Raw genomic sequence first — 13,642 nt, 5'->3', positions numbered from 1 at the left:
CTACACTCTGTCTGCATCGGGTCTCTGGCCTCGCTCGCGGATTTTGCTTTTCCAACAAGAACTTTCGCCGATTTCAGAGCCCGATGCACCTTCCCGTGTGAGATTTCCGGGATAGCCCTGGTCTGCGAAGGCCGGGGCTTTTCCAACCGTGGAATCCAAGCCAATCTCATGGGGGAGGATACCATGAGCGATCTCACCACTTTAGACCCCGAAGCCATTGAACATTCGGCCAAGGCCGTTGGCGCGATTGTTCACGCAGTGCCAGGACTTCAGCAGGCCCTTTATGAGACGGTCAAAGGCTTCTGGACGGATCCTTTGATCCGGTGCAATCGCCTCAAGAATCTTCGACACGAGTTCGAGTTGGCAGAAGAGATGATAAAGGGGCAGAAGCGCGTTGATGATCTGTCTGCGACACTCGCCAAGGAAGTCCTTGAGCCTGCTATGGAAGAGGATCGCGAAGAGCTTCAAAAGCTATGGGCAGCTTTGATCGCTAGAGTCATGGCAGGGCAAGATAGAAGAATCAGAACTGAATGGTTTGATCTTATTCGCAAGTTCAATTCTATAGATGCTCTAGTTATGAGCACATTGTACGAACACCAATCTGATGAAGCCATGATTTCTGTTCCAATAGATCTCGATGATATTGGGCAGTCCGTCGAACATCATACGTCTCGTCACTACGAACGAGCAGACATTAAGCTATCCGCTGAATCTCTCATGGACAGAGGATGTGTGGAATACGGAGAAGACATAGAGGATGCTACGAATAGCTGGCTCCGGAAATCATATCGTTTAACAACTAAGGGCTACCAGATAGCGCGAGCGGTATCTCCGCCTGCTAAGGCCGCCGACTGATCCCGAGCCTTCCAACCTTGGAATCCAACCTCCAGTGGCACGAGAAAGTTTTCGTTGAGCCCTTGAACGTCGCGGAAGCGCGCACCAACTGGAAAGGGCGTCTGGGCCTTGTTCGCGAACGGTGCGAACGCCAAGCGTTATGATGGGAGGCTTGGATGAATACAAGTTTGAAGGGCGGGTGACCCCCGGGTCCTCTGTAATACTATAACAAATTTACAACACATCCCATTTTTGCTCTCGGTCTTCGAATCCGTTCTTCGGCGGGCTATTGATGGTTCGGCGATAGATCCGGTGAAGAAGGCGCGCCTGATCCTGATTTTGCAGAGGGCGGTTGTGATCGCCCGCGTGACCATTTGCATCATGCGGCACACCGACCATTATCTATCATGACGTACCGGAAACGGCCTGGGGAATTCCCCAGGCCGTTTCTCGTTCTGGCGCAGTTCGTGTGTTCATGATATGTTCTCATCGTGGGCCATGCGGTGTCACAACGTAAGAAAGAAGAGGAACGCCAGTTTGTCCTGGCGAGTCGAGTCGCGACCTATAAGGACTGGCAGCTAAAGGCTCACTGTCAGAGATGCCATGAGACGCGAATCGTCAGGCTCGATTCGCTTGATGGCACGAAGACCATGGCTGAGGTCCGAGATGCCTTGAGGTGTCGCAGGCACCGCGTCAGGCCCCTATCCGTCTTGCTCTGCCATGAATGGAAGCGGCTGACGTTGGACCTCTAAGCGCGCAGCGGTACCTTATATATATATAGGGGGGCCACGGCACGCCATCTATGGGCTTGCCCTTTCAGATCAAGCCCTATAAGAGAGGCCGCATTGGTGAGAGCCGGTAGCTCAGTCGGTAGAGCATTCGACTTTCAATGGGAGCGCGGTCGGGAAACGGGCTGTGGAACAGACCTTAAACTCGGTGAACGCTCTGACCTCTGGGTCGTGCCAATACCGAGCCAAGCCATCGCAAGATGGAAGGTGTAGAGACTTGACAAGGTCCACCTAACGGCTTCGGCCTATGGTGAAGATAAAGTCCAGACCACGAACCCTCGGGGCGGCGAAAGCCGAAGTGGTACGTAATCGAATGGTCGAGGGTTCGAGTCCCTCCCGGCTCACCAATATTTCCCAAATGGGGCGCGAGACGAACCAGGAACGGCTTTTCAGCCGATCTCCTCGTCGGTCGCCACGAAAAAGTTGGACAGCACAGCGGGGCCGAAGGTCGTCGTCAGCGCGACATCCACCGCATCGCGTCCCCGCGCCATCACGATCCGTCCGATCCGCGGCGTGTCGTGACGTGCGTCGAAGGTGAACCACTGCCCCTCCAGCCAGACCTCGAACCAGGCCGAGAAATCCATCGGATAATCGACCGGCGGAATCCCGATATCCCCCAGATAGCCGGTGCAATACCGCGCAGGGATATTCATGCAGCGGCAGAACGTCACCGCCAGATGGGCATAGTCCCGGCACACCCCCACCCGCTCCTGATAGGCCTGGTAGGCGGTGCGGGTCGGCCGCGCCAATTGGTAGTCGAAGCGGATATGCTGGTGGACGAACGAGACGATCGCCTGCACACGCCCCCACCCCGGCGCCAGATGGCCGAACAGCGACCAGGCGACGGAGGACAGAAGATCGGTCTCGCAATACCGGCTGCCCATCAGGAACAGCAGGCAATCCGCCGGCAGGTCCCCCACCGGCACTTCCCGCGCGCCGGGCATGCACCGGTCGGGCAGCCCGCTGTCGGCGATGAGAAAAGACAGGCTGGTGCGCAACGTGCCCGGTGGAGCCACCAACCGAGTGCAACGATTGCCGTATCCATCGAGATAGCGCTGCGTGGCGACGGGCGGGTCGAAGATCGGCACCTGGGATGTCATCAGGTCCGGCTCACGATCCGGATGGACCTCCAGCATCAGAACCATCGGCGTAGGTGCCTGAACCGTCAGGGCAATGTCATAACCGGCACGAATCAGCACACCGTTTTTCCCTTTTGGCTATTCCTCTCACCCCGCCTGTACCCATTCACCATGTCAAGATCAGTGCGGTTCGACCGCATGCGCCCGCTTGTAGATCACGATCGGCAATTGCCTCGCCAGGATCGTGACCACGGCCGACTCCGACAGGCCGGTCTGTTCGGCGAAACGGTCCAGATCCGGCTGCGCGACCAGGGCCCGCAGCATCTCCTCGGTCATCGGACCGGCGGTGTCGTCAGCCTTCCAGCGCGCGACGATATCGCCATAGCCCGCGGCGGCGGCGCGCTCGGCGAAGCCATTCAGCCCGTATTCGCGCTTCACGCCGTCCAGATATTCATGAATCGCGCTCACCAGGCCCGAATGGTCATAACGGGCCCCGGTCAGGAAATCGCCAAGCTTCGTTGCTGAGTCGGTGATGGACATGAGCCTCTCCATTCTCGAAACGTTGTGGCCTGACAGGCAAACGCCCCGAAAACCGCAATGTTCCACCCTCCCGAATGTTTGAGATCGGAAACGGATCCCCAAACGGAAAAACCGGGACCTGACGGCCCCGGTTTCCCGCGGATGAGACGACACAGAGGAAATGGCCTTAGCGGCCGATTTCTGAATAACACTAATTCATGTTTTTCATCAATCCCCCTCACAGCAAAGTGAGAAAGAAGCGCAATTATCGTCCAGAACATAAAAAAAACGGCCGTTTCCGGCCGCTTTTCCATTATTTTCGAAACAGGAGCGGTTCAGAAATTATCGTCGCCGCCACCACCCCAATCGCCACCGAAGCCGCCGTCGCCGCCACCGCCGGCATCGAAGCCCGGATCGACATCCGTCCCACCCCCCCCGAACGGATCGCCGCCGGGCGCGGCGCCGTAATTGTTGTTGATGACGGTCTCGCCACCCATACCGCCGCCGAAACCGCCCGCGTCATGATGACCGCTGAACAGGTCCGTCAGGGCATTGCCAACCATCATGCCGCCGGCGACGCCAGCCGCGGTCGTCAGGGCCGACCCCAGGAAGCCCGTGCCACGCGCCGGAAACATGCCGGGCTGCATGCCCATCGGATAGCCCTGCTGCGGCTGTGGCGGCGGAGGCGCCTGCTGGCCCCAGCCCGGAGGAGGTGCGGACTGCGCACGCTGGCCACCGCCGAACAGGCCGCCGAACAGGCCACCGCCGCCGGCGGGGCGCTGCTGCGCCTGCATGGCCTGCTGCGCCTGCTGAAGCTGCCACTGCAATTGCTGGATACGATTCTGCGCCGCCACCAGCGCCGCCTCCTGCACCACCGCCATCTGCGTGACACGGTAGCGCGCCTCGGGATATTGCTGGAACATCTGGCCGATAAACTGATCGGCCTCCGGATCGATCGGCGGCAGATTGGGCGTCGTGGCGGGCACGCTGCCGAAGCCTCCCTGCGGCGCTCCCCCCACCCGGGCGACGAACTTCGTAATCAGGTCGCGTTCTTCGCTATTCATCGTTTCCGTCCTGTCTCCGACAAGAGTGCCAGCCTTAGATGTGGCGTGTGCGCATGGATTTCGCAACCCCGCACCGCCATGTCATGCCCCGCCTTTCGATCCACGCATCATGGCTGTATGGTGCGGCCCCTGTGCGTGCCGGATGGCACGCGTTTTCCATCGCTTACCCGGAGCATCCCTGTCCATGGTCCCGGCCTCCGCGCCTCGTCCCCTGTCCTTTCAGGACCTGATCCTGAAACTGCATCAATTCTGGTCCGCACAGGGCTGCGCCATTCTGCAACCATACGATACCGAGGTCGGGGCCGGCACGCTTTCGCCGCACACCACATTGCGCGCACTGGGCAAGCGGCCGTGGAAAGCCGCATACGTCCAACCCTGTCGCCGGCCTTCCGACGGACGGTACGGCGAAAATCCGAACCGGCTGCAACATTACTATCAGTACCAGGTGCTGCTGAAGCCGACGCCCGAGGAAAGCCAGAAGCTGCTGCTGGACAGCTACCGCGCCATCGGCATCGATCCGCTGGAGCACGACATCCGCTTCGTCGAGGACGATTGGGAAAATCCCACGATCGGCGCGTGGGGACTGGGGTGGGAAGTCTGGTGCGACGGCATGGAGGTGACGCAGTTCACATATTTCCAGCAGGTCGGCGGCATTCCCACGGTGCTGCCGTCCACCGAACTGACTTACGGGCTGGAGCGTCTGGCGATGTACGTCCAGGGGGTCGAAAATGTCTACGACCTCGATTTCAACGGTCAGGGACTGACCTATGGCGACGTGTTCCTGCGCGCCGAGCGGGATTATTCGCGCCATAATTTCGAACTCGCCGATACCGAAATACTGCATCGCCATTTCATCGATGCCGAGCGCGAGGCGACTGCCCTGGCCGAAGCCGGCATCGCCCAGCCCGCCTACGACCAGTGTCTGAAGGCCAGTCACCTGTTCAACCTGCTGGATTCGCGCGGCGTGATCAGCGTCAGCGAACGCGCATCCTATATCGGCCGCGTGCGGGCCCTGGCCCGTCGCTGCTGCGACGCATGGCTGGCTGGCGAGGAATAAGTCATGCCCGAACTTCTGCTCGAACTGTTCTCCGAGGAAATTCCCGCGCGCATGCAGGCAAGCGGGGCGAACGACCTGCTGCGGCTGGTAACGGAAGCTCTGGCCCCGCTGAACCCGCGCGACGCCACCGCCTTCGCCGGCCCCCGCCGCATTGCCCTGTCCCTGACGCTGGACGGCACGGTCCCCGGCACGACCATCGCCGAACGCGGCCCGCGCGACGGCGCGCCCGAAAAGGCGCTCGCCGGCTTTACGCGCAAGCATGGTGTCACCCAGGACGACCTCGTGCTGGAGAACGGTTTCTGGGTGCTGAACCGCACCATCTCGCCGGTCGACGCGGCCACCCGCGTCGCCGAAATCCTGCCACCCCTGCTACGCCGCTTTCCGTGGCCCAAATCCATGCGTTGGGGTCACGGAAGCGCCTTCACCTGGGTCCGGCCACTGCGTCGCATCCTGTGCCTGCTGGATGGCGAGGTCGTCGATGCCGCCCTGGTGGACGGCGAGGATGACGGCCACGGCCTGCGCGCCGACCGACTGACCGAAGGCCATCGCTTCACCGCACCTGCCGCCTTCCCCGTGACCGGCACCCGCGATTGGCGCGATGGTCTCCGCGCCCGGCAGGTTCTGGTGGATGCGGCGGAACGCCGCGCGCTGATCGCGGACGGTACCGCCCGCCTGGCCGCCGAAGAGGGCCTGCGCGTCGTCGCCGACCCCGGCCTGGTGGATGAAGTCGCAGGCCTGACCGAATGGCCCGTCCCATTCCTCGGCCGGATCGACGACACCTTCATGGACCTTCCGCCCGAAGTCATGCAGGTGTCGATGCGCGTCAACCAGCGCTATTTCGCCCTGGTCCGCGACGACGGCTCGCCCGCGCCGCGCTTCGCCTTCGTCGCCAACCTGCAACCCGAGGACGGTGGCGCACTGACCATCGCGGGCAACGAACGCGTGCTGCGTGCCCGCTTCGCCGACGCCCGACATTTCTGGGACCTGGACCGCTCCCGCCCCCTGGCCAGCCGGGTCGCGGCGCTGGATGCCATCGTCTTTCACGCCACCCTTGGCAGCCAGGGTGCGCGCGTGCGCCGCATCGTCCGCCTGGCGGGCCTGCTGGCGCCGATGGTGGGCGCTCCAGCCGCGGAGGCCGAGCGGGCAGCCCGGCTCGCCAAGGCCGACCTGACTACCGGCATGGTGGGCGAATTCCCCGAACTTCAGGGCGTGATGGGGTCATACTACGCCCGGCATGACGGCGAACCCGCTGCCGTCTCCACCGCCATCGCCGAGCATTACATGCCGCGCGGCCAGACCGACGGCGTGCCGACAGCCCCCGTCTCGATCGCGGTGGCCCTGGCCGACAAGCTCGACAGCCTGACCGCCTTCTTCGCGGCGGGCGAAAAACCCGGCGGATCGGGCGACCCTTACGCTCTGCGCCGCGCCGCCTTGGGCGCCATCCGCATCATCCGCGAGAACGCACTGCGGCTGGATCTGGTCCGGCTCTTCGTGCTGGCGGCCGACGCCCTGCCCTCCGCCCTGCGCGACGCGCCGGACCTGGCGCTGCTGCCCGGCTTCGTGGCCGAGCGCCTGCGCGTGCAACTACGCGCCGAAGGCGCCCGCCACGACATCCTGGCCGCGATTTCCAGCGGCAATGAAGACAGCGACATCACCCGGCTGCTGGCTCGCACCGACGCGCTCGTAGCCATGCTCGCCACCGATGACGGGAAAAACCTGCTGGCGGCGACCAGGCGCGCGGCCAACATCCTGCGGATCGAAGACCGCAAGGACGGCCCGCATGAGGGCACGCCCGACCCGACGCTGTACGAACAGCCCGAGGAACGCGAGCTGGCCAACATGCTGCTGGACGTCATTCCCGCCGTCGAGGCTGCCATCGCCGATGAACGTTATACGGACGCAATGCGCGAGGCCGCGCGCCTGCGGCCGGCGCTGGACCGCTTCTTCGAGGCCGTCACGGTCAATGCCGACCGTGCCGAACTCCGCCTGAACCGGCTGCGCCTGCTGGCCGAACTGCGGCGCATGACGGTGCTGATCGCGGATTTCAGCCAGATCGAAGGCTGAATATATCCCCCGCCCAGCCGCACCGCTGGGCGGGGCTCGCAAGAAACACCAGCCGCGCCGGGCCTCCCCCCCGCACCAGCACAACAGCATTCTGCCCGAACCGCCGTGCAATCACCCGCCCGCGCGCCAATGGCAGGCGCACGGCCAACAGCGGTTCGGACCACTGCCCCAGCCTGCCCTCGCCCTCATGGAGTTCGCACCCCGCCACATGGCCAGCCAACACGCGCATCCGCCGCCGGTTCCATCCCTCGGGCCGTCGGCGGCCGCCCGGGTTGGCCGCGCTGACGAACACCACGTCACCGTGCCGCCACCAGGCCGGCGCGCCGGGATCGTCCGCCATCGGGCGCTGCCCGACCCGTATCGCGATCCCGCCCGCGCGATACAGGCTACGCCGATAGGCACGCGCGGTCGCGGCGTCGACCGGCCGCAGGCCGGTCACGCGCCGTCCCCGGCCTCGCCGAAATGATCGTTGCGATGCACCCAGGCGGACAGCAGCAGGCCGAAGCCGAACATCACCGTCAGCATGGCCGAACCACCATAGGAAATCAGCGGCAACGGCACGCCGCCAACCGGAATCGTCCCCATCACCATCGACAGGTTGACCGCGCAATACAGGAAGAAATTGGTCGCGATCCCCAGCCCCAGCAGCCGCCCGAACTGGTTGCGGCTGCGCATCGCGATCAGCATGCCCCCGATCACCATCAGCGTCAGCAACCCGATCACCGCGATCCCGCCGACATAGCCCCACTCCTCGGCGATCATGGTGAAGATGAAGTCGGTCTGTTTTTCAGGCAGAAAGTTCAACTGCCCCTGCGTGCCATGCAGATAGCCCTGTCCCCACATGCCGCCCGAGCCGAGCGCGATCTTCGACTGGATGATGTTGTATCCCGCCCCCAGCGGGTCGCTCTCGGGGTTCAGGAAGGTGGTGATGCGCGCCTTCTGGTAGTCATGCAGATGGCTGTAGGCGATCTTGCCCAGAAAAGGCACCGGCACCAGCAACAGCGCGATCTGCCACAGCCGCATTCCGGCGCCGAAGAAGATCGTCGCCCCAACGACGCCGATAATGACGGCCGTGCCCAGATTGGGTTCCTTCAGCACCAGCCCCACCGGCAGCAACACCATGGCGGCCGGCGGCAGCAGATAGAGCGGATTGACCATGCGCCGGTAGCTGACGCGATGAAACCAGGTCGCCAGCACCAGCACCAACGCGATCTTGGCCAGTTCGGACGGCTGGATCTGCAAGCCGCCAACGATCAGCCATCGTTCCGCCCCCTTGCCCACATGCCCCACGCGCAGCACGGCAGCCAACAGAACCAGCGAAAGCCCATAGAGCGGCCAAGCCAGCCGCGTGAGCACCCGGGGGCTCATCAGCGCCACACACACCATCATCACCAGCCCGATGGCGAAGCGAATGGTCTGCGGCCCGGCGAACGGACGGGAGGAGCCGCCGGCGGCGGAATAAAGCGCGCCGTACCCCACCATGGCCAAGGCGCAGATCAACAGCACATACAGCCAGTTGACCTGCCAGAGCTTGGCCAGGATACGAAAATTGGGTTCGGCGCGCAGAAGGCGCTTCTGAAAATTCATACTCTCGGTCCCGCGTCATCGCCCGCGACACCGCACGAACGTCCATCGATGCGGGGCCCGTGGGATAAGGCTATTGAAAGTCCTCGACTTCCGCCACCACCTGGCCTGGCGGCTCCTTGCGGTTGGACGGGTCGCGGGTCAGCGTGTCGGTCATGATATCACGGGCCAGCGGGGCAGCAACCGCCGCGCCCGCGTTGCCGTGTTCGACCACGACGGCCGCCGCATAACGCGGCGCGTCATACGGCGCGAAACAGATGAACAGCGCATGAGGCCGATATTCCCACGGCAGCGCCGACGAATCGAAATGCCCGCTTTCGCGCAACGCGCGCGAGACATGACGCACCTGGGCCGACCCGGTCTTTCCGGCCATCTGCACGCCCGGAATATCCAGGCGCGCCTTGGGCGCGCTACCGCGCTCCTCGTTGACCACGGCGTACATGCCGGCCCGCAACTGGGCCAGGAACGGCTCCGGCATGTCCAGCGCCGGCCAGTGAGCGCTATCGGTGCCATCGGCCAGCCGGCCGGAGACCGATCGCACCAGGTGCGGCTGCACTGCCCGCCCGCTGGCGATCCGCGAAACATAGGTCGCAAGCTGCAACGGCGTCACCTGCACGAACCCCTGGCCGATGCCGCTGACGATCGTGTCGCCGCCATTCCAGTGCTGGCCGTGCGCCCGCCGCCATTCGGGGGTAGGGATCAGCCCCGCGCGCGTATGCGGCAACTCGATATCGAGGTTGGTGCCCAGCCCGAAACTGTGCGACGCGGCGGCGATGGCATCCATGCCGGTGCGCCGCGCCACTTCGTAGAAGAACACGTCGCAGGAATATTTGAGCCCTTCCCGCAGGGTGATCGAACCGTGGCCGTAGCGCGACCAGCAATGGAAGCGCGTCCCGCCCACATCAAGATAGCCGGGGCAGAAGATCCTGTCGGTCGGCGACAGGGTCCCCGCCTTCAGCGCCGCCATCGCCACCGCGGGCTTGAAGGTCGAGCCGGGCGGATAGACACCAGCCACCGCCTTGTTGATCAGGGGCGTGCGCGGATCGCTCGTCCATTCCTGCCATTGCGCCTGGCTGACCCCGCTATCGAACAGCGAAGGGTCGAAGGACGGGTTGCTGACCATGGCCAGCACCTCGCCGTTGCGGCAATCCATGACCACCGCGCTGGCCGACTGGTCGCCGATCCGCCCCAGCACCGCCTGCTGCAAGCCCGAATCGACGGTCAGGGTGATTTCGTCGCCGGGCTGCCCCTCGTCGCGCGACAGTTCGGACATCAGGCGACCGACCGCGTTGACCTCGACCTCCACCGCGCCCACCTGCCCGCGCAGCAATCCGTCCTGCGTCTGCTCGATGCCCGCGCGGCCCACCCGCATCCCGGGCAGCGCCATCGTCTGGTCCTGCGCCACGTCCTTGTCGCCCGGCGGCGCGACATAGCCCACCACATGCGCCATCAGCGGCCCGAACGGATAATTCCGCGTGGTCCCGACATCGATCAGCACGCCAGGCAGCGATGGCGCGTTGAGTTCGATCCGCGCCATGTCGTCCCAGGACAGGAAATCATGCAGCAGCACCGGTATGAAGCGCCGCTTGTGCCGGACCTCGCGCTCGATGCGCGCCCGGTCCCGGGCCTCGATCGGCACCAGGGCGGAAAAACGATCCAGCGTGCCCGGTATGTCGCTGGTCTCCTCGGGCAACAGCAGCGCCCGCCAGTTGACCTTGTTCGACGCCACCGCAATGCCGAACCGGTCGACCACCCGCCCGCGCGGCGGGGCGATCAGACGGCGGCTGACGCGATTATTCTCGGCCATGCGGGCGAAATGATCGCCCTCCAGCACCTGCAACCCGTACAGCCGATGCCCCAGCAGCCCGAACGCCGCCATCTGGGCGCCCAGCACCACCAGCGCGCGCCGGGTAAAGACCCCGCGCGACGGCGTATCGGCGTCGGGCCGCGACATCAGACGTTGCAAGGTCCTGCGCCGTCCCATCATCGTGCCATCCGGGTCCGCGCGAAATCGGGCCTCGCCATCAGGCCCGATCCGGATTGGCGATCGAACGCCCAAGACCAGTGAAGACCACGCACAGGAGCGGAAACACGCCCACCCCCAGCGCCCATTGGAAAGCAAAGGCGGGAATCGCTACCAGACGCAGGGACAACGCCGAGATCAGTCCCCATTGCAGCACCGTCGCCCCCAGCGACACGCCGCTGAACACCAGCCACAGCACAAGGACATGCACGCGCGCGAACCCATAGCGGCCCAGTAGCGCGACCCCATGGACCAGCAGCACCACCAGCAGCATCACCCCCGGCGGTCCGAACCCCAGCAGATCGACCAGCACCCCCAGCAGGAACACGATGGGCGACGACATCGACGCCGGACGAAACACCGACCAGAAGAAGACGGACGACAGCAGGACACCCGGCAGCAACTCCGCCTGCCCCGGCACGCCGAACGGCGCGGACAGCAGCAGTACGGCCACCCCGGTCAGCACGGCGGGCAGGCCGCGACGCGACAGCATGTCCAGCCGCCGCCACAGGCTGGTCCGGGGCTGGATACCCGCCTGGAACTCTGGGGCCTGGTCGGGCGTCATCCATGCACTCTCTCATCCACGGCCAAGTGGGGAGGGAAACGGAACTGTGAAGGAATCGGTCGGCCGGCGCAGCGGAATCCGCCCCGGCGCGTCGGGAGGAACGACAGTCGAGCGGCCATAATCGAAGACCCGGACAATGTCGAGATGCCCCAGCGACGCGAAGGGGATAACGACCGGCTGGCCTGGCCGAAGATAATGGATCTGCCCGACAGGCAGGCCCGGAGGCATTGTATCGATCTCGCCATTGGTGACGACACGTTCTCCCTCGATCGGGGGATTGTCCTGAGGATAGTAGATAAGGCGAGGGCTACCCGAATTATCACCGGCCATTATAGCGGCCCCGTGACTGACTTCCAGTCTGACCGGTATGCGGCTGGACGCATCGGTGATCAGCAGGACACGGACCGACCGGCTACCGATCTCGGTCACCCGCCCGACCATGCCCGACCCGTCGAGCACGATTCCGTCCTTATGGATTCCCGCCTCGACATTGGCCGCCACCAGCACGCTGCGCGCATACAGGCCGCTGGTATCGCGAACGACCCGGCCGGTGACGAACGAGGGCGCGGGATCGGGCATCCAGTGCAGATTGGCCTTCAAGGCCGCGTTTTCGTCCACCAGCGCGGCCGCCACGTCGTACCAGTGCCGCAGATTGGCGTTTTCGGTGCGCAGACGCTGGTTTTCGGCCTCGATCCGGCCCATGTCACGCATGCGGTCCAGCAATGCCCGCGCCTGTTCCTGCGGCCACGCGACCAGCTCGTACGCCGGGGCCAGGATATCGGCCAACCCCATGCGCACCCGCTCGGTCAGGGCGCGATTGGCCTGCCCCAGCAGGATGATCCCCAGCGCCGCGACGATCAGAATGGGCAGAACCAGCCGGTCCAGCGCCTGCCGCAGAGGGATGGACAGCGGAATCATGACGGATTCGCCGGGCATCGTGCATATCCGCGCCAGTCACACCCGTCATCCCGCCGGACGTCCATCGCCTCGGCCCTCCGCATTCCGCCCGCCGTCAGTACATACTGGTCAGGACATTCTTCAAACGTTTCATTTCTTCCAGTGCCCGTCCAGTGCCCAGCGCCACGCATGACAGCGCGTCCTCGCCGACCGTGACCGGCAGGCCGGTCGCCCGGCGCAGCACGTCGTCCAGACGATAGAGCAGCGCGCCGCCACCGGTCAGGACGATTCCCTTGTCCACGATGTCCGCCGACAGTTCGGGCGGCGTGTTTTCCAGCGCCGTCGTCACGGCATCGACGATCTGGCTGACCGGCTCGGCCAGGCTTTCGGCGATCTGCGCCTGCGACACCACCACTTCGCGCGGCACGCCGTTGATCAGGTCGCGCCCCTTGACCTCGCGCCAGCCGCCCGCATCGTCGGGGTCGTCGGGCGGCAGGGCCGAACCCAGTTCGATCTTGATGCGCTCGGCCGAACTCTCGCCGATCAGCAGGTTATGGTTGCGCCTGATGTACGAAATGATGGCTTCGTCCATCTTGTCGCCGCCGACACGCGCCGAACGGGCATAGACGATTCCCCCCAACGAGATCACCGCGACCTCCGTGGTGCCGCCGCCGATATCGACGATCATGCTGCCCGAAGGCTCGGTCACCGGCAGCCCGGCACCGATCGCCGCCGCCATCGGTTCCTCGATCAGCAGCACCTTGCGCGCGCCCGCGCTCTCGGCGCTTTCCTGGATCGCCCGGCGCTCGACGGCGGTGGAGCCGGAAGGCACGCAGACGATGATCAGCGGGCTGGCGAACATCCGCCGGTTATGCACCTTGCGGATGAAATGCTTGATCATTTCCTCCGCGACCTCGAAATCGGCGATGACGCCGTCGCGCAGCGGGCGGATCGCCGTGATATTGCCCGGCGTGCGCCCGACCATCTGCTTGGCTTCCTCGCCGACCGCGAGCACCTGCTTCTTGCCGCGCACATCGGCGATGGCGACCACCGAGGGTTCGTTCAGGACTACGCCGCGTCCCTTGACATAGACAAGGGTATTGGCCGTGCCGAGGTCGATGGCCATATCGGCCGATAATAGACCCAGCAGACGAGCAAACATCCAGAA

12 protein-coding genes are annotated in these 13,642 nt (G+C 64.4%); 3 read left to right on the top strand and 9 right to left on the bottom strand.

Features of this window, described 5'->3' with window-relative positions; genetic code table 11:
• The coding region (locus HLH48_RS18290; RefSeq protein WP_220795192.1) for a DUF4393 domain-containing protein at window positions 1-855 on the top strand (855 nt) is incomplete at its 5' end.
• Between the two features lie 1,156 nt (window positions 856-2,011).
• Here the strand turns inward: HLH48_RS18290 and HLH48_RS18285 are convergent.
• The 3 genes from HLH48_RS18285 to HLH48_RS18275 form a co-directional block, all read right to left on the bottom strand.
• Window positions 2,012-2,821 (bottom strand): transglutaminase-like domain-containing protein, encoded by an 810-nt coding sequence (locus tag HLH48_RS18285; RefSeq protein ID WP_182998917.1) that lies wholly within the window; start codon window positions 2,819-2,821, stop codon window positions 2,012-2,014.
• Window positions 2,822-2,881: 60 nt separating this feature from the next.
• Window positions 2,882-3,241, bottom strand: coding sequence for a YidB family protein (locus tag HLH48_RS18280; protein WP_182998916.1), 360 nt, complete (start codon window positions 3,239-3,241; stop codon window positions 2,882-2,884).
• Between the two features lie 314 nt (window positions 3,242-3,555).
• On the bottom strand, window positions 3,556-4,284 hold the full coding sequence (locus tag HLH48_RS18275; protein WP_182998915.1) for a DUF2076 domain-containing protein: 729 nt from the start codon (window positions 4,282-4,284) through the stop codon (window positions 3,556-3,558).
• 184 nt (window positions 4,285-4,468) lie between these two features.
• Between HLH48_RS18275 and HLH48_RS18270 the strand changes: the two genes are divergently transcribed.
• Window positions 4,469-5,341, top strand: a complete 873-nt coding sequence (locus HLH48_RS18270; protein WP_182998914.1) for a glycine--tRNA ligase subunit alpha — start codon at window positions 4,469-4,471, stop codon at window positions 5,339-5,341.
• A gap of 3 nt (window positions 5,342-5,344) precedes the next feature.
• The gene (gene glyS, locus HLH48_RS18265; protein ID WP_182998913.1) at window positions 5,345-7,405 is read left to right on the top strand and encodes a glycine--tRNA ligase subunit beta; all 2,061 of its coding nucleotides are present in this window, start codon (window positions 5,345-5,347) and stop codon (window positions 7,403-7,405) included.
• Here glyS and HLH48_RS18260 read toward each other — a convergent pair.
• The 6 genes from HLH48_RS18260 to HLH48_RS18235 all read right to left on the bottom strand — a co-directional run bounded on the left by HLH48_RS18260 (window position 7,386) and on the right by HLH48_RS18235 (window position 13,636).
• Complete coding sequence (locus HLH48_RS18260) at window positions 7,386-7,844, bottom strand: DUF3293 domain-containing protein (RefSeq protein ID WP_182998912.1); 459 nt, start codon at window positions 7,842-7,844, stop codon at window positions 7,386-7,388. The genes glyS and HLH48_RS18260 overlap by 20 nt on opposite strands.
• On the bottom strand, window positions 7,841-8,992 hold the full coding sequence (gene rodA / locus HLH48_RS18255; RefSeq protein WP_182998911.1) for a rod shape-determining protein RodA: 1,152 nt from the start codon (window positions 8,990-8,992) through the stop codon (window positions 7,841-7,843). The genes HLH48_RS18260 and rodA overlap by 4 nt, the downstream gene beginning before the upstream one ends.
• Before the next feature lie 70 nt (window positions 8,993-9,062).
• Window positions 9,063-10,976, bottom strand: a complete 1,914-nt coding sequence (gene mrdA, locus HLH48_RS18250) for a penicillin-binding protein 2 (RefSeq protein WP_182998910.1) — start codon at window positions 10,974-10,976, stop codon at window positions 9,063-9,065.
• A 37-nt stretch (window positions 10,977-11,013) separates the two neighbouring features.
• On the bottom strand, window positions 11,014-11,577 hold the full coding sequence (locus HLH48_RS18245) for a hypothetical protein (protein WP_182998909.1): 564 nt from the start codon (window positions 11,575-11,577) through the stop codon (window positions 11,014-11,016).
• A gap of 12 nt (window positions 11,578-11,589) precedes the next feature.
• On the bottom strand, window positions 11,590-12,495 hold the full coding sequence (mreC, locus tag HLH48_RS18240; protein ID WP_182998920.1) for a rod shape-determining protein MreC: 906 nt from the start codon (window positions 12,493-12,495) through the stop codon (window positions 11,590-11,592).
• A gap of 94 nt (window positions 12,496-12,589) precedes the next feature.
• On the bottom strand, window positions 12,590-13,636 hold the full coding sequence (locus tag HLH48_RS18235) for a rod shape-determining protein (RefSeq protein ID WP_182998908.1): 1,047 nt from the start codon (window positions 13,634-13,636) through the stop codon (window positions 12,590-12,592).
• Window positions 13,637-13,642: the final 6 nt, after the last annotated feature.

The sequence above is a fragment of the Gluconacetobacter sacchari genome (assembly GCF_014174255.1).
In the GTDB taxonomy this organism is placed as follows: Bacteria; Pseudomonadota; Alphaproteobacteria; order Acetobacterales; family Acetobacteraceae; genus Gluconacetobacter; species Gluconacetobacter sacchari.
The sequence above is the reverse complement of the archived record's forward strand: the minus strand, read 5'-3'. Positions and strand labels throughout refer to the sequence as shown.